The organism is Acidovorax sp. AC410 (assembly GCF_979253235.1).
The window spans coordinates 290,156-305,153 of the sequence record NZ_CEEDCG010000001.1; the positions used below are offsets into that span (position 1 = coordinate 290,156).

General features: G+C 65.3%; 15 protein-coding genes. 9 read left to right on the plus strand and 6 right to left on the minus strand.

The window, feature by feature from the left end:
* The first annotated feature begins 137 nt into the window (after window positions 1-137).
* Entirely contained in the window at window positions 138-1,907 is a 1,770-nt protein-coding gene (locus AC0IZS_RS01295; protein ID WP_471633988.1) for a PhoH family protein, read from the plus strand.
* Between the two features lie 245 nt (window positions 1,908-2,152).
* On the opposite strand, the gene dnaB is transcribed toward AC0IZS_RS01295, so the two are convergent.
* The 5 genes from dnaB to rpsF form a co-directional block, all read right to left on the minus strand.
* Window positions 2,153-3,583: a replicative DNA helicase gene (gene dnaB / locus AC0IZS_RS01300; protein WP_471633989.1), complete on the minus strand. Its 1,431-nt coding sequence runs from the start codon at window positions 3,581-3,583 to the stop codon at window positions 2,153-2,155.
* A 190-nt stretch (window positions 3,584-3,773) separates the two neighbouring features.
* On the minus strand, window positions 3,774-4,226 hold the full coding sequence (gene rplI, locus AC0IZS_RS01305; protein ID WP_471633990.1) for a 50S ribosomal protein L9: 453 nt from the start codon (window positions 4,224-4,226) through the stop codon (window positions 3,774-3,776).
* A gap of 12 nt (window positions 4,227-4,238) precedes the next feature.
* Entirely contained in the window at window positions 4,239-4,520 is a 282-nt protein-coding gene (gene rpsR, locus AC0IZS_RS01310; RefSeq protein WP_005795932.1) for a 30S ribosomal protein S18, read from the minus strand.
* Window positions 4,521-4,537: 17 nt separating this feature from the next.
* Entirely contained in the window at window positions 4,538-4,828 is a 291-nt protein-coding gene (priB, locus tag AC0IZS_RS01315; RefSeq protein WP_471633991.1) for a primosomal replication protein N, read from the minus strand.
* 21 nt (window positions 4,829-4,849) lie between these two features.
* Complete coding sequence (rpsF, locus tag AC0IZS_RS01320) at window positions 4,850-5,227, minus strand: 30S ribosomal protein S6 (RefSeq protein WP_057202142.1); 378 nt, start codon at window positions 5,225-5,227, stop codon at window positions 4,850-4,852.
* Between the two features lie 240 nt (window positions 5,228-5,467).
* Between rpsF and grpE the strand changes: the two genes are divergently transcribed.
* From grpE to leuB, 8 genes are all read left to right on the plus strand, one after another.
* Window positions 5,468-6,016: a nucleotide exchange factor GrpE gene (gene grpE, locus AC0IZS_RS01325; RefSeq protein ID WP_471633992.1), complete on the plus strand. Its 549-nt coding sequence runs from the start codon at window positions 5,468-5,470 to the stop codon at window positions 6,014-6,016.
* A gap of 88 nt (window positions 6,017-6,104) precedes the next feature.
* Window positions 6,105-8,063 (plus strand): molecular chaperone DnaK, encoded by a 1,959-nt coding sequence (dnaK, locus tag AC0IZS_RS01330; RefSeq protein ID WP_471633993.1) that lies wholly within the window; start codon window positions 6,105-6,107, stop codon window positions 8,061-8,063.
* Between the two features lie 89 nt (window positions 8,064-8,152).
* The gene (dnaJ, locus tag AC0IZS_RS01335) at window positions 8,153-9,298 is read left to right on the plus strand and encodes a molecular chaperone DnaJ (RefSeq protein WP_007850081.1); all 1,146 of its coding nucleotides are present in this window, start codon (window positions 8,153-8,155) and stop codon (window positions 9,296-9,298) included.
* Window positions 9,299-9,489: 191 nt separating this feature from the next.
* Window positions 9,490-10,482, plus strand: a complete 993-nt coding sequence (locus AC0IZS_RS01340) for a LysR family transcriptional regulator (RefSeq protein WP_471633994.1) — start codon at window positions 9,490-9,492, stop codon at window positions 10,480-10,482.
* A 31-nt stretch (window positions 10,483-10,513) separates the two neighbouring features.
* Window positions 10,514-11,935 carry a 3-isopropylmalate dehydratase large subunit gene (gene leuC, locus AC0IZS_RS01345; protein WP_471633995.1) on the plus strand — a complete coding sequence of 474 codons (1,422 nt, stop codon included), beginning with the start codon at window positions 10,514-10,516 and terminating at the stop codon, window positions 11,933-11,935.
* A gap of 68 nt (window positions 11,936-12,003) precedes the next feature.
* Window positions 12,004-12,132: an entericidin A/B family lipoprotein gene (locus AC0IZS_RS01350; protein ID WP_007850089.1), complete on the plus strand. Its 129-nt coding sequence runs from the start codon at window positions 12,004-12,006 to the stop codon at window positions 12,130-12,132.
* A 10-nt stretch (window positions 12,133-12,142) separates the two neighbouring features.
* Window positions 12,143-12,793 (plus strand): 3-isopropylmalate dehydratase small subunit, encoded by a 651-nt coding sequence (gene leuD, locus AC0IZS_RS01355; RefSeq protein WP_471633996.1) that lies wholly within the window; start codon window positions 12,143-12,145, stop codon window positions 12,791-12,793.
* Window positions 12,794-12,886: 93 nt separating this feature from the next.
* Entirely contained in the window at window positions 12,887-13,960 is a 1,074-nt protein-coding gene (gene leuB, locus AC0IZS_RS01360) for a 3-isopropylmalate dehydrogenase (RefSeq protein ID WP_471633997.1), read from the plus strand.
* Window positions 13,961-14,034: 74 nt separating this feature from the next.
* On the opposite strand, the gene AC0IZS_RS01365 is transcribed toward leuB, so the two are convergent.
* Window positions 14,035-14,709: a dihydrodipicolinate reductase gene (locus AC0IZS_RS01365; RefSeq protein ID WP_471633998.1), complete on the minus strand. Its 675-nt coding sequence runs from the start codon at window positions 14,707-14,709 to the stop codon at window positions 14,035-14,037.
* Window positions 14,710-14,998: the final 289 nt, after the last annotated feature.

Sequence of the window (14,998 nt, forward strand, 5' to 3'; positions counted from 1 at the left end):
TAGGCGCCACCGGGAATGGGCATAATGGGGCCAATGCTTCCGGATTTCGCAACGACCGCCCTCCCCGACAAAGCCGCCTTGGCCTCCAGGCGGCTTTTTGCTTTCTGATCCCACCACAGACCGAGGCCCCGCACACCATGCCCCTTCCCCCCGCCCCCAGCCGCCGCGCAGCCCTGCTCTCTCCCGACGCCTATGACGTGGTGGCCAATCCTGGCCGCACCCAGCAGCCCACCGCCCCCGAAGCCGTGGAATCTGCCGCCCCGCGCACCCCGGCCCGCAAGAGCGCGCCCCGGGCCGCACTGCAGGCCGTGCCCGCCACCACGGCGCAGGTGGCCGAGCAACGCCCCGCAGGCCGCAGCCGCGGCGAGCCGGCCGCAGCCCCCGCACCCACAACCCCCGCCACCGCCCGCAGCACCACGCCCGGCCGCAAGACCGTCCGCACGGCGGCCACCCCCGCTCCTGCGGCGGCACCCGCCAGCCGCACCAGCGGCAGCACCAAGCGCGCACGCCCGAGCGGCCCGTCCAAGCTGTTCGTGCTGGACACCAACGTGCTATTGCACGATCCGACCAGCCTGTTCCGCTTCGAAGAGCACGACATCTTCCTGCCCATGATCGTGCTGGAAGAACTCGACGGCCACAAGAAGGGCATGACCGAAGTGGCCCGCAACGGCCGCCAGACCAGCCGCACCCTGGACGCCCTCGCCGGTGTGCAGGGGGCCGACATCGCCCACGGCCTCAAGCTCGACTCCACGGGCCAGCGCGCCGCAGGCGGCCACCTGTTCTTCCAGACCGCGCCGCTGGACTACAGCCTGCCCACCAGCCTGCCCCCGGGCAAGGCGGACAACCAGATCCTGGGCGTGGTGGAGGCACTGCGCAAGCAGCATGCCCCGCGCGAGGTGGTGCTGGTGTCCAAGGACATCAACATGCGTGTCAAGGCACGCGCCCTGGGCCTGAACGCCGAGGACTACCAGAACGACAAGACGCTGGAAGACGGTGACCTGCTGTACTCCGGTGTGCTGGCCCTGCCGCCAGACTTCTGGGTCAAGAGCGGCAAGAACGTGGAAAGCTGGCAAAGCGGAGTACACACTTACTACCGCATCGGCGGCCCCATCGTGCCGCAGCTGATGATCAACCAGTTCGCGTACTTCGAAGCCCCCGGCGAGCCCAGCCTGTTCGCGCGCGTGAGCGAAATCCGCGAAAAAACCGCGGTGCTGCAGACGCTCAAGGACTACGGCTCGGCCAAGCATGCGGTCTGGGGCGTGACCACGCGCAACCGCGAGCAGAACTACGCCATGAACCTGCTCATGGACCCCGAGATCGACTTCGTGACCCTGACCGGCACGGCCGGCACCGGCAAGACCCTGCTGGCCCTGGCCGCAGGCCTGACCCAGGTGCTGGACGACCGCCGCTATACCGAGATCATCATGACCCGCGCCACGGTGAGCGTGGGCGAGGACATCGGCTTCCTGCCCGGCACCGAAGAAGAGAAGATGGGCCCCTGGATGGGCGCGCTGGACGACAACCTCGAGTTCCTGGCCAAGGGCGATGGCGGCAATGCCGGCGAGTGGGGGCGCGCCGCCACCAACGAGCTGATCCGAAGCCGCATCAAGATCAAGAGCATGAACTTCATGCGCGGGCGCACCTTCCTGAACAAGTACGTGATCATCGACGAGGCGCAGAACCTGACGCCCAAGCAGATGAAGACACTGATCACCCGCGCCGGCCCGGGCACCAAGATCATCTGCATGGGCAACCTGGCGCAGATCGACACGCCTTACCTGACCGAAGGCTCCTCGGGCCTGACCTATGCGGTGGACCGCTTCAAGGGCTGGCCGCACAGCGGCCACATCACGCTGGCGCGGGGTGAGCGCTCACGCCTGGCGGACTTTGCCAGCGAAGTGCTCTAGAAATAGAGCACCCCCTGAGTCGCTTCGCGCCTTCACCCCTCTCTCGACTCGCTGCGCGAGTCGGGAGGGGGACGCCCCCGGTGCGGCGGGGCGGCCCTTGCACGGGGGCACTGGTCTGGGCCGCGCCGGTTTCATGCGTCGCGGACTGTACCGCACACACTGAAAAACTGATTCCGCGCTAAAAATGCAAAAGGCCCCCGCCATTGGCGGGGGCCTTTTGCATTGGGGCGCCTCAACCTTGCGCGTCAATAGTCATCACCACCGCTGCCCATGGCGAGGTTTTCAAAGCGGGTCTGGTTCTTCTGGAAGAACAGCTTCACGGTGCCGGTCGGGCCGTTACGCTGCTTGCCGATGATGACCTCGGCCACGTTGGGCTCCTTGCTGTCCTTGTTGTAGTAGTCGTCGCGGTAGATGAACATGATGATGTCCGCATCCTGCTCGATGGCGCCCGATTCGCGCAGGTCGGACATCATGGGGCGCTTGTCGGTGCGCTGCTCGACCGAGCGGTTGAGCTGCGACAGCGCGATCACCGGGCATTGCAGCTCCTTGGCCAGCATCTTCAGGCCCCGGGAGATTTCGCCCAGTTCGGTGGCGCGGTTGTCGGCACTGCCGGCGCCCGAGCCGCTCATGAGCTGCAGGTAATCGACCACGATCAGGCCGAGCTTGCCGCACTGGCGCGCCAGGCGGCGGGCGTTCGCACGCAGCTCGCCAGGCGTCAGGCCCGGGGTCTCGTCGATGTGCAGCGACACGGTGCGCAGCCGCTCGATGGCCTCGGTCAGGCGCGGCCATTCGTCGTCGGTGAGCTTGCCGGTGCGCAGGTTGCCCTGGTTCACGCGGCCGATGGAGCCCACGATACGCACGGCCAGTTGGGCGGCACCCATTTCCATCGAGAAGATGGCGACGGGCAGGCCTTCGTTGAGCGCCACATGCTCGGCGATGTTCACCGCAAACGAGGTCTTGCCCATGGAGGGGCGCGCCGCCAGCACCACCATGTCGCCGGCCTGCAGGCCCGATGTCATGCGGTCCAGGTCAGCGAAGCCGGTGGGCACGCCGGTCACGTCCACCGGGTTGTCGGCCATCTCCTGCACCTTGTCGAGCAGGTCGATCACCAGGTTGTCAAGGGACTGGAAGCCCTGCTTGGTGCGTGAGCCCTCTTCGCCGATGGCGAAGATCTTGGCCTCGGCCTCGTCCAGGATGCGCTCCACGGTCTTGCCCTGGGGGTTGAAGGCGTTGGTGGAGATTTCGTCGCTGGCCGTGACCAGCTTGCGCAGGATGGCGCGCTCGCGCACGATTTCCGCATAGCGGCGGATGTTGCTGGCGCTCGGGACGTACTGCGCCAGATTGTTCAGGTAGGTCAGCCCACCCATCTCCTGGGCCTTGCCCTGGTTCTTCAGGTGCTCGAACACGGTGATCACGTCGGCCGGCTTGCTGCCGTTGATCAGCGCACCGATGGCCGAGTAGATCATCTGGTGTTCGTGCCGGTAGAAGTGGCTCTCCACCAGCAGGTCGCCCACGCGGTCCCATGCGTTGTTGTCCAGCAGCAGGCCACCCAGCACGCTGGACTCGGCCTCGATGGAATGCGGAGGCGTGCGCAGCTTGGCAATCTCCTGGTCCTCAGAGGGGCCGGAAGGCGGCACGAAACCCTGTTCTTCTAGCGGGGGAAAGACAGCGGACATGGGATTTCTCCGGGCAGGGACCTGATGGAGCACACCCCCTCACCAGCACGATCTGGCATCCGGGGATAAGCCTTGGGGCAATCTGTGGATTACCAGTGGGCAATCCTGTACAAATGGCGGGGTCGCAAAGACAAAAGCCGCCCGAGGGCGGCTTTCGCGGCAAGTCACGCAGGTTACTACGTGCTGGCGATCAGGCGGTTTCGCCGTAGACCGACACAGTGACTTCCACCACCACGTCGGTGTGCAGGGCCACGCTGACAGTGCTTTCGCTGACGACCTTGATCGGGCCGTTGGGCAGGCGGACCTGGGCCTTGGCGACCTTGTAGCCTTGCTTGTTCAGTTCTTCGGCGATGTCGTGGTTGGTCACGGAACCAAACAGACGGCCGTCCACGCCAGCCTTTTGCGTCAGCTTGACCGTGGTGCCAGCCAGCTTTTCGCCTTCAGCCTGGGCTTGTGCCAGCTTGGCGGCAGCAGCCTTTTCCAGTTCGGCGCGCTTGGCTTCGAACTCGGCCTTGGCCGATTCGGTGGCGCGGCGTGCGCGGCCCGAAGGGATCAGGAAGTTGCGTGCGTAGCCGTCCTTGACCTTGACGATTTCACCCAGGTTGCCGAGGTTCACAACCTTGTCGAGCAGAATGATTTGCATGGGTTGTGCTCCTTAGATCTTGTGCTGGTCGCTGTAAGGCACCAGGGCCAGGAAGCGGGCGCGCTTGATGGCTGTGTTCAGCTGGCGCTGGAAGATGGCGCGCGTGCCGGTCAGGCGTGCGGGGATGATCTTGCCGTTTTCGGCGATGAAATCGCGCAGCGTGTCGACATCCTTGTAGTCGATTTCTTCAACACCGGTCACCGTGAAGCGGCAAAAGCGCTTGCGCTTGAACAGCAGGGACTGGGTGTTGCGCTTTGGGCGCTTGTCTTTGTTGAACTTCTTGAACGTGGCCATTGCGGACCCCTTGAAAATTAATTTTGTTGAATATCCTGGATGTGGAGCACAGCGTTCCGGCCATTGCGCGGCGTGGCGAGAAAGCCGCTGAAAGTCCATCGACTTCCAATCTGCTGCCTCGCAAGCCGCTCGGCCATCGCACCGAATGCGACGGCCTTCATGGCTGCCTTGACATCCCGCGGCTCGCCTGCCTCGTTCTGCCTGGACTCGTGTTCGAGTCGCAGGGCAACAGCAGGCAAACCGGCGGGGGTGTAGCGCAGGGCCTCAGCCTCGGCGATACAGGCCGTCAAGACGACGTGGTTCTCCACTCCCGAAAGGGCGGTGGACGATCAGCGCTCGCCGGCAGCGGCGTATTCCGCCTGGCTGGCCTTGCGGGCTTCTTCGCGCTCGACGGTCTTCATCATCGAAGATGGGCCCGTGTCGGCCTTCTTCTTCTGAACCGTCAGGTGGCGCAGCACGGCGTCGTTGAACTTGAAGGCGTGCTCCAGTTCAGCCATCACGGCCTGGTCGGCTTCGATGTTCACGCACAGGTAGTGGGCCTTGGCCAGCTTGTTGATCAGGTACGCCAGTTGACGGCGGCCCCAATCTTCCACGCGGTGCACCTTGCCACCGCCAGCGGTGATCATGCCCTTGTAGCGCTCCAGCATGGCTGGAACTTGTTCGCTTTGATCCGGGTGGATCAACAAAATGATTTCGTAATGACGCATGCAGACTCCTTTTGGGTGAAACCACCCGCTGCGTCTAGAAGCGGTGTGGCAAGGGCAAAGCCGTAGATTATAGCCCGCATCTTTGACCTTGTACACTCACCCCTGCTCCAAGAGGCTTGCCGCCCGGCCAACCCCCTCGCCCAGGTCGCCGCAGATGCCCCCCGCACTGCGCGCGAACTTGAAATACCACACACACGCCCAACCTTGTGCGCGTACTGTTTTATTTACGAAGACCAAGACATGTCCGACAACAGCCAGCCAACCACCTCCCAAGACGCCTCCCCCGAAGAAATTGAAGCCGCCATGGCCGCCAATGCCTCTGACGAGCTGTCGCGCCTGCAGGGCGAGCTGGCCGAGCTCAAGGCCAACAGCGCCGAGCTGGCCGACCAGTTCCTGCGCGCCAAGGCCGAAGCCGAAAACGCCCGCCGCCGCGCCGAGGACGAAGTCACCAAGGCGCGCAAGTTCGGCATCGAGAGCTTTGCCGAGAGCCTGCTGCCCGTGGCCGACAGCCTGGACGCCGCCCTGGGCATCAAGGAAGCCACCCCCCAGCAGCTGCGCGAAGGCGCCGACGCCACCCTGCGCCAGCTGACTTCGGCGCTGGAGCGCAACAAGGTGCTGGCCATCAACCCGCCCGCCGGCGAGAAGTTCGACCCCCACCAGCACCAGGCGATCAGCGTGGCGCCTGCCGAGCAGGAGCCCAACACCGTCGTGGCCGTGCTGCAAAAGGGCTACAAGATTGCCGACCGTGTGCTGCGTCCGGCCCTGGTGACCGTTACCGCCCCCAAATAAAAAATGGTGGATAACGGCTTGAAGCCAGCCAAGTTATCCACACGTTACTAGTTATCCAAATCACTCAAACATCGCGGAGAAGAACATCATGGGAAGAATCATCGGTATTGACCTGGGCACCACCAACAGCTGCGTTTCCATCATGGAGGGCAACACGACCCGCGTGATCGAAAACAGCGAAGGCGCCCGCACCACGCCCTCCATCGTGGCGTACCAGGAAGACGGCGAGATCCTCGTCGGCGCCTCGGCCAAGCGCCAGGCCGTGACCAACCCACGCAACACGCTGTACGCCGTGAAGCGCCTGATCGGCCGCAAGTTCACCGAGAAGGAAGTGCAAAAGGACATCGACCTGATGCCCTACAAGATCGTGGCCGCCGACAACGGTGACGCCTGGATCGAAGTGCGCGGCAACAAGCTGTCGGCGCAGCAGGTGTCCGCCGACATCCTGCGCAAGATGAAGAAGACCGCCGAAGACTACCTGGGCGAGCCCGTGACGGAAGCCGTCATCACCGTGCCCGCGTACTTCAACGACGCCCAGCGCCAGGCCACCAAGGACGCCGGCCGCATCGCCGGCCTGGATGTCAAGCGCATCATCAACGAGCCCACCGCCGCGGCCCTGGCCTTCGGCCTGGACAAGCAGGAAAAGGGCGACCGCAAGATCGCCGTGTATGACCTGGGCGGCGGCACGTTCGACGTGTCCATCATCGAAATCGCCGATGTGGACGGCGAAAAGCAGTTCGAAGTGCTGTCGACCAACGGCGACACCTTCCTGGGCGGCGAAGACTTCGACCAGCGCATCATCGACTACATCATCAGCGAGTTCAAGAAGGAACAGGGCGTGGACCTGTCCAAGGACGTGCTGGCCCTGCAGCGCCTGAAGGAAGCCGCCGAAAAATCGAAGATCGAGCTGTCCAACTCGGCCGCGACCGACATCAACCTGCCCTACATCACGGCAGACGCTTCGGGCCCCAAGCACCTGAACATCAAGCTGACCCGCGCCAAGCTGGAAGCCCTGGTGGAAGAGCTGATCGAGCGCACCATCGCGCCTTGCCGCACGGCCATCAAGGATGCCGGCGTATCGGTCTCCGACATCCACGACGTGATCCTGGTGGGCGGCATGACCCGCATGCCCAAGGTGCAGGAGAAGGTCAAGGAATTCTTCGGCAAGGAACCGCGCAAGGACGTGAATCCCGACGAAGCCGTGGCCGTGGGCGCCGCCATCCAGGGCCAGGTGCTCTCGGGTGACCGCAAGGACGTGCTGCTGCTGGACGTGACCCCCCTGTCCCTGGGCATCGAGACCCTGGGCGGCGTCATGACCAAGATGATCACCAAGAACACCACGATCCCGACGAAGTTCGCACAGACCTTCTCGACCGCCGACGACAACCAGCCGGCCGTGACGATCAAGGTGTTCCAGGGTGAGCGCGAGATGGCATCGGGCAACAAGCTCCTGGGCGAGTTCAACCTGGAAGGCATTCCGCCCGCATCGCGCGGCACGCCGCAGATCGAAGTGTCGTTCGACATCGACGCCAACGGCATCCTGCACGTGGGCGCCAAGGACAAGGGCACGGGCAAGGAAAACAAGATCACCATCAAGGCCAGCTCCGGCCTGTCGGAAGAAGAAATCCAGAAGATGGTGAAGGACGCCGAGCTGAATGCGGCCGACGACAAGAAGAAGCTGGAGCTGATCCAGGCGCGCAACCAGGGCGAAGCCGCCGTACACAGCGTGAACAAGAGCCTGGCCGAGCATGGCGACAAGCTCGACGCCGCCGAGAAGGAAGCCATCACCTCGGCAGCAAAGGCCCTGGAAGACGTGCTCAAGGGCGAGGACAAGGCCGCCATCGAGGAAAAGACCACGGCCCTGATGGCCGCCAGCCAGAAGCTGGGCGAGAAGATGTACGCCGACGCGCAAGCCGCGCAGGCGGCAGCCGGCGCCGGTGCGGGTGACGCATCGGGCGGCCAGCAGGCATCGTCCTCCTCCAGCAGCAACAAGCCCGACGACGACAACGTGGTCGATGCCGAGGTGAAGGAAGTCAAGAAGGGCTGAACACGCCCCGTTTGACCCGAGCCGCCGCGCGAGTTTCCTGACAAGGGGGCTTGCGCGGCGTTCCTGTTCCAACCGGGCCCAGAAAGACCATGTCCAAACGAGACTTTTACGAGATCCTCGGCGTTCCCAAGAACGCTTCGGATGAAGAGATCAAGAAGGCCTATCGCAAGCTCGCGATGAAGCACCACCCTGACCGCAACCAGGGTGATGCCTCCAAGCCTGCCGAAGAGAAGTTCAAGGAGGCCAAGGAGGCCTACGAGATGCTCTCCGACCCGCAAAAGCGGGCCGCCTACGACCAGTACGGCCACGCCGGGGTGGACCCCAACATGCGCGGCCCCGGCGGCGCGGGCGCCGAGGGCTTTGGCGGCTTTGCCGAGGCGTTCGGCGACATCTTCGGCGATATGTTCGGCCAGCAGGGCGGGCGCGGGCGTGGCGCCGGTGGCCGCCAGGTCTACCGCGGCAGCGACCTGAGCTACGCCATGGAGATCACCCTGGAGGAAGCCGCACGCGGCAAGGATGCGCAGATCCGCATCCCCTCGTGGGAGAGCTGCGATACCTGCCACGGCAGCGGTGCCAAACCCGGTACCAGCGCCAAGACCTGCGCCACCTGCACGGGCACCGGCACGGTGCAGATGCGCCAGGGCTTCTTCAGCGTGCAGCAGACCTGCCCGCACTGCCGCGGCACGGGCAAGATCATTCCCGAGCCCTGCACCACCTGCCATGGCCAGGGCAAGCTCAAGAAGCAAAAGACGCTGGAAGTGAAGATCCCCTCGGGCATCGACGACGGCATGCGCATCCGCAGCACCGGCAACGGCGAACCCGGCACCAATGGCGGCCCGCCGGGCGACCTGTACATCGAGATCCGCCTCAAGAAGCACGACATCTTCGAGCGCGATGGCGACGACCTGCACTGCCAGGTGCCCGTGAGCTTCATCACGGCCGCACTGGGCGGCGAGATCGAGGTGCCGACGCTGGCCGGCAAGGCGGCCATCGACATCCCCGAAGGCACCCAGGCCGGAAAGCAGTTCCGCCTGCGCGGCAAGGGTATCAAGGGCGTGCGTGCCAGCTACCCGGGTGATCTGTACTGCCACATCGCGGTCGAGACCCCGGTCAAGCTGACCGAGCACCAGCGCAAGCTGCTGCGCGAACTGGAAGACTCCCTGAAAAAGGGCGGCGCCCGCCACTCACCCAGCGGCGAAAGCTGGACAGACCGGCTGAAGAACTTCTTCAGCTGAGCAGCCTACCCCTGCCCCACGACCGCACGGCGCCGCCAGGCCCGTGCGGTTTTTTCATGCCCGCGCGCCCCAAGAAGGCCGCATGCGCGATGGACGACATCGCGGTTCGCGATGGCATTCGGGTGTTTTTTACAGGAAAATACGCCAACGCCTTCTCCAAACGAGAAGCACCAAGAACCCCAAAAGACCCGATGAAAAGCTCCGAGCGCAGTTTTGCGCGCCGCATTGACCTCACTTCGCTGCAGCTGTTCGTGGCGGTGTGTGAACTCGGCAGCATCGGCCGTGCGGCGGAGCGCGAATTCATCGCGGCCTCGGCCGTCAGCAAACGCCTGTCGGACCTGGAAACCGCCGTGGACACGGCCCTGCTCTACCGCCACAGCCGGGGCGTGACGCTCACGCCTGCGGGCGAGAGCCTGCTGCACCATGCGCGCACCGTGCTTTTCGGCCTGGAGCGCATGCAGGGCGAGCTCAGCGAATACGCCGACGGCGTGCGCGGCCATGTGCGCATGCACGCCAACATCTCGGCCATCTTCCAGTTCCTGCCCGAGGACCTGGGCGCCTTTGCGCGCGAGCACAGCCAGATCAAGATCGACCTGCAGGAGCACCTGAGCAGCGACGTGCTCAACGCGGTGCACGAGGGCGCGGCCGATCTGGGCATCTGCAACGTCGGCATGGCCACCGGCACCGGCGGCAACGGGCTGCAAAGCCGCCCCTACCGCGCCGACCACCTGGTGCTGGTGGTGCCCGAGGCCCATGCGCTGGCAGAGCACAGCGCCATCGGCTTCGAAGAGGTGCTGGACTGGGACATCGTCGGCCTGCACGCCAACAGCAGCATCAGCCTGGCCATGCGTGCCGCGGCGGCCGCCGCCGGGCGCCCGCTGCGCCAGCGCATCCAGGTCACCGGCCTGGATGCCATGTGCCGCATGATCGACAACGGTCTGGGTGTGGGCCTGCTGCCCGACCGCGCCTTTGAGCTGATGCGCGGCGTGGGCCGCCTGCGCGCCATACCGCTGGCCGAGGCCTGGGCCCACCGCGAGCTGCGCGTGGTGGCCCGCGATTTCGACGCCCTGCCCGTGACCGCCAGGCTGCTGGTGGAGCATCTGGCACCGCTGCAGCCTGACGCGGTGAGCGCGCACACACATCCCGCCCCCAGCACGCTGTTGCCTGCGGGCACGCCCCACTAAAATCACATTACCCACCTGAAAGAGACGCACCATGGGACGCACCCTGTACGACAAGATCTGGGACGAGCACGTCGTCCACACCGAAGAGGACGGCACCTCCATCCTCTACATCGACCGCCACCTGGTGCACGAAGTCACCAGCCCCCAGGCCTTCGAAGGCCTGCGCGAGGCCGGCCGCAAGGTGTGGCGCATGAGCTCCATCGTCGCCACGGCCGACCACAACACCCCCACCACGGGCTGGGAGAGCGGCTACGACGGCATCACCGACCCGATCAGCAAGGAACAGATCACCACGCTGAACGACAACATGGCGCAGATCCACCCTGCGGCGTTCTTTCCGTTCATGCACAAGCGCCAGGGCATCGTGCACGTGATCGGGCCCGAGAACGGCGCCACCCTGCCGGGCATGACCGTGGTCTGCGGCGACAGCCATACCAGCACGCACGGCGCCTTCGGTGCGCTGGCGCACGGCATCGGCACCTCCGAGGTCGAGCACGTCATGGCCACCCAGACCCTGCTGGCCAAGAAGGCCAAGAACATGCTGGTGCAGGTGGACGGCCAGCTCGCCAAGGGCATCACCGCCAAGGACGTCGTGCTGGCCATCATCGGCAAGATCGGCACGGCCGGCGGCACGGGCTACACCATCGAATTCGCAGGCTCGGCCATCCGCAGCCTGTCCATGGAAGGCCGCATGACCGTGTGCAACATGGCCATCGAAGGCGGCGCGCGCGCCGGCCTGGTGGCCGTGGACGACAAGACCATCGAGTATGTGCGTGGCCGCCCCCTGTCGCCCACGGGCGTGGAGTGGGACCAGGCCGTGGCCTACTGGAAGACCCTGCAGTCGGACGCTGACGCGCACTTCGACACCGTGGTGAAGCTCGACGCGACCGAGATCCAGCCGCAGGTCACCTGGGGCACCTCGCCCGAGATGGTGCTGGGCATCGACGCCCGCGTGCCCGATCCGGACAAGGAAAAGGACGCCAACAAGCGCGGCGCCATCGAACGCGCACTGACCTACATGGGCCTGACCCCCGGCAAGCCGATCAACGACATCACCATCGACAAGGTGTTCATCGGTTCATGCACCAACAGCCGCATCGAGGACATGCGCGAAGCCGCTGCCGTGGTCAAGAACCTGGGCCGCAAGGTGGCCAGCAACGTGAAGCTGGCCATGGTCGTGCCCGGCTCGGGTCTGGTCAAGGAGCAGGCCGAGCGCGAAGGCCTGCACGAGATCTTCAAGGCCGCGGGCTTCGAGTGGCGCGAGCCCGGCTGCTCCATGTGCCTGGCCATGAACGCCGACCGCCTGGAGCCCGGCGAGCGCTGTGCCAGCACCAGCAACCGCAATTTCGAAGGCCGCCAGGGCGCCGGCGGGCGCACCCACCTGGTGAGCCCCGCCATGGCCGCAGCCGCGGCCGTGCATGGCCACTTCGTGGACATCCGCCAGTTCTCCTGAACCCTTTCACCCCTCCATTGATCCAACGCCCGTTGGCCTTTCCACCCACCGACCGAAGGAGTCCCGTCATGAAAAAGACCGCCACTTTCATCGCCCTTTCGCTGGCCTTCCTGCTGGCCGGCTGCAACACCGTCAAGGGCGTGGGCCAGGACGTCCAGCGGGCCGGCGGCGCCCTTGAGCGCGCGGCCAACAAGTAAGGCATCCACCATGCAGAAATTCACCGTACACAAGGGCCTCGTGGCCCCCATGGACCGCGAGAACGTCGACACCGACGCCATCATCCCCAAGCAATTCCTCAAGTCGATCAAGAAGACCGGTTTCGGCGTGAACCTGTTTGACGAATGGCGCTATCTGGACCATGGCGAGCCCGGCCAGGACCCCGCCAGCCGCAAGCCCAATCCCGACTTCGTGCTCAACCAGCCACGCTACCAGGGCGCCAGCGTGCTCATCGCACGCAAGAACTTCGGCTGCGGATCGAGCCGCGAGCACGCGCCCTGGGCGCTGGACCAGTTCGGCTTTCGCGCCGTGATCGCGCCGAGCTTCGCCGACATCTTCTTCAACAACTGCTTCAAGAACGGCTTGCTGCCCATCGTGCTGCCCGAGGCCACCGTGGCCCAGCTGTTCGACGAGGTGGCGGCCTTCCCCGGCTACCAGCTCACCGTGGACCTGGAGCGCCAGGTCGTCGTGCGCCCACAGGGCGAGGAGATCCCGTTCGAGGTGCAGGCGTTTCGCAAGTACTGCCTGCTCAATGGCTTCGATGACATCGGCCTGACCTTGCGCCAGTCCGACAAGATCCGTGCCTTCGAAGCCCAGCGCCTGGCCACCAAGCCCTGGCTGGCGCACAGCATGGTCTCCTGACCCCCTGCATCCACCCGGTTCTTCACTTGTGGCCGACGTTGCCTGGCAGACCTGCCAGGGTGCGCGGCCATTCTTTTCAAAAAGAAGTCGTTCATGAAAATCGCAGTTCTGCCGGGAGACGGCATTGGCACCGAAATTGTTGCAGAGGCCGTCAAGGTCCTCGAGGTACTGGACCTGAAGTTCGAGATGGAATCCGCCCTGGTCGGCGGCGCCGCCTACGAGGCGCACGGCCACCCGCTGCCCGACGCCACGCTCAAGCTGGCCAAGGACGCCGACGCCATCCTGTTCGGCGCCGTGGGCGACTGGAAGTACGACAAGCTCGACCGCCCCCTGCGCCCCGAGCAGGCCATCCTGGGCCTGCGCAAGAACCTGGGCCTGTTCGCCAACTTCCGCCCCGCGATCTGCTACGAGCAACTGGTGGGCGCATCGAGTCTCAAGCCTGAGCTGATCTCGGGCCTGGATATCCTCATCATCCGCGAGCTCACGGGCGACATCTACTTCGGCCAGCCGCGCGGGCGCCGCATCGCCACCGACGGCCATTTCCCCGGCGCCGAAGAGGCCTTCGACACCATGCGCTACAGCCGCCCCGAGGTGGAGCGCATCGCGCACGTGGCCTTCCAGGCGGCACGCAAGCGCAGCAAGCGCGTGACCAGCGTGGACAAGGCCAACGTGCTCGAGACCTTCCAGTTCTGGAAGGACATCGTGACCGAAGTCGGCAAGGAATACCCCGACGTGGAACTGGACCACATGTACGTGGACAACGCCGCCATGCAACTGGTGCGTGCCCCCAAGAAGTTCGACGTGGTGGTCACGGGCAACATGTTCGGCGACATCCTCTCGGACGAGGCCTCCATGCTCACCGGCTCCATCGGCATGCTGCCCTCGGCCTCGCTCAACAGCAGCAACCAGGGCCTGTACGAGCCCAGCCACGGCAGCGCCCCCGACATCGCCGGCAAGGGGGTGGCCAACCCGTTGGCCACCATCCTCTCGGCGGCAATGATGCTGCGCTTCTCGCTGAACCAGGAAGCCGCCGCCCAGCGCATCGAGGCCGCCGTGCAGAAGGTGCTGGCCCAGGGCCTGCGCACGCCCGACATCTGGAGCGAAGGCACGACCAAGGTCGGCACCGCGCAGATGGGTGATGCCGTGGTGAAGGCGCTGGCCGCCTGACCCCGGGCCCTCGCCTCCCCACCCCAAGCGCCGGCGACCCCGGCGCTTTTTTTGGCCCCGGGGTCTGCGGGCGCCTACAGCCAGCCGCTGTGCACGAACTCCATGACGGAATAGAGCCGGTTGTCCAGGGGGTGGGCGCGCACGGCGGCAACGATACGCGCCACGCCGTCGGCATAGGGCGCATCGCCATAGACGCGGGTTTCCAGCGTCAGGCTGCACAGCCCATCCCCGATGTCGATCCGGTGGTAGGCATGGCGCCCCAGATGCTCCTTGGGAATGTGCAGGTCACGGGACTGGACCTCGGCGGAACGCACGGACTGGATGTCGCCCGCCGCCAGGCCCAGTGCATGCGCCATGCCGACCGCCGTGCCGGGAACGGAAGTTTTCTGTGCCTGGTGGGACTCGGTGAGCGCGATGCGGTGCCCATGGAACAGGTGCCCGCTGCGTTCCAGCATGCCCATGAACTTGAGCATCAGGATGTTGGTGTTGGGGCACACGACCACTGGAAAGCCGTGGCTGCCCCGTTCCAGCGCCGACCCGGTGGCCAGCTCCACCAGGGGGCTGCCCGATGCCTCGCAAAATGCCGCGACGGCGGCAAGCTCCCTCCCGGAGCCGGCATGGACCACGATGGATGGCGCCGTGCCAGGCGCCACCGGCCAACGCACGACCGCGCACCCCTCTCCCGCATCCAACGAGTCCACGAGTTCCCGGGCCAGTTGGCCCGAACCGACAATGATCACCTGCTGCATTGCTACCTTCGCTTGAGAAAAAAATCTTCCGGTGGCCCGCCTCTTGCTGACCGGGGACGCCGGGCCATTTCGTGATGGACGGCCCAATCCCGCATCCGCTACAATATCCGCTTATGTTTGCCGCCCACACGTTCGCCCTGAACATTGCACCCGCCGCCACGGCCGGTGTGGCTGCGCGCGCAACCATCACCAAAACCACGACCATTAAGGGCTGACTCAGCCTGGTTCGTCGTGCGCCCTTCCTGGCCTGACGAGCCAGGCGAGCAGTCCGGTCTGGCACTGTTTGTTA

What these genes read in the sequence shown, in the direction of transcription:
- AC0IZS_RS01295 (WP_471633988.1), top strand. Translation starts at nt 138, where the DNA reads ATGCCCCTTCCCCCCGCCCCCAGCCGCCGCGCAGCCCTGCTCTCTCCC.
- dnaB (WP_471633989.1), bottom strand. Translation starts at nt 3,583, where the DNA reads ATGTCCGCTGTCTTTCCCCCGCTAGAAGAACAGGGTTTCGTGCCGCCT.
- leuB (WP_471633997.1), top strand. Translation starts at nt 12,887, where the DNA reads ATGAAAATCGCAGTTCTGCCGGGAGACGGCATTGGCACCGAAATTGTT.
- AC0IZS_RS01365 (WP_471633998.1), bottom strand. Translation starts at nt 14,709, where the DNA reads ATGCAGCAGGTGATCATTGTCGGTTCGGGCCAACTGGCCCGGGAACTC.
- rpsF (WP_057202142.1), bottom strand. Translation starts at nt 5,227, where the DNA reads ATGCGTCATTACGAAATCATTTTGTTGATCCACCCGGATCAAAGCGAA.
- dnaJ (WP_007850081.1), top strand. Translation starts at nt 8,153, where the DNA reads ATGTCCAAACGAGACTTTTACGAGATCCTCGGCGTTCCCAAGAACGCT.
- leuD (WP_471633996.1), top strand. Translation starts at nt 12,143, where the DNA reads ATGCAGAAATTCACCGTACACAAGGGCCTCGTGGCCCCCATGGACCGC.
- rplI (WP_471633990.1), bottom strand. Translation starts at nt 4,226, where the DNA reads ATGCAAATCATTCTGCTCGACAAGGTTGTGAACCTCGGCAACCTGGGT.
- rpsR (WP_005795932.1), bottom strand. Translation starts at nt 4,520, where the DNA reads ATGGCCACGTTCAAGAAGTTCAACAAAGACAAGCGCCCAAAGCGCAAC.
- dnaK (WP_471633993.1), top strand. Translation starts at nt 6,105, where the DNA reads ATGGGAAGAATCATCGGTATTGACCTGGGCACCACCAACAGCTGCGTT.
- leuC (WP_471633995.1), top strand. Translation starts at nt 10,514, where the DNA reads ATGGGACGCACCCTGTACGACAAGATCTGGGACGAGCACGTCGTCCAC.
- grpE (WP_471633992.1), top strand. Translation starts at nt 5,468, where the DNA reads ATGTCCGACAACAGCCAGCCAACCACCTCCCAAGACGCCTCCCCCGAA.
- AC0IZS_RS01340 (WP_471633994.1), top strand. Translation starts at nt 9,490, where the DNA reads ATGAAAAGCTCCGAGCGCAGTTTTGCGCGCCGCATTGACCTCACTTCG.
- AC0IZS_RS01350 (WP_007850089.1), top strand. Translation starts at nt 12,004, where the DNA reads ATGAAAAAGACCGCCACTTTCATCGCCCTTTCGCTGGCCTTCCTGCTG.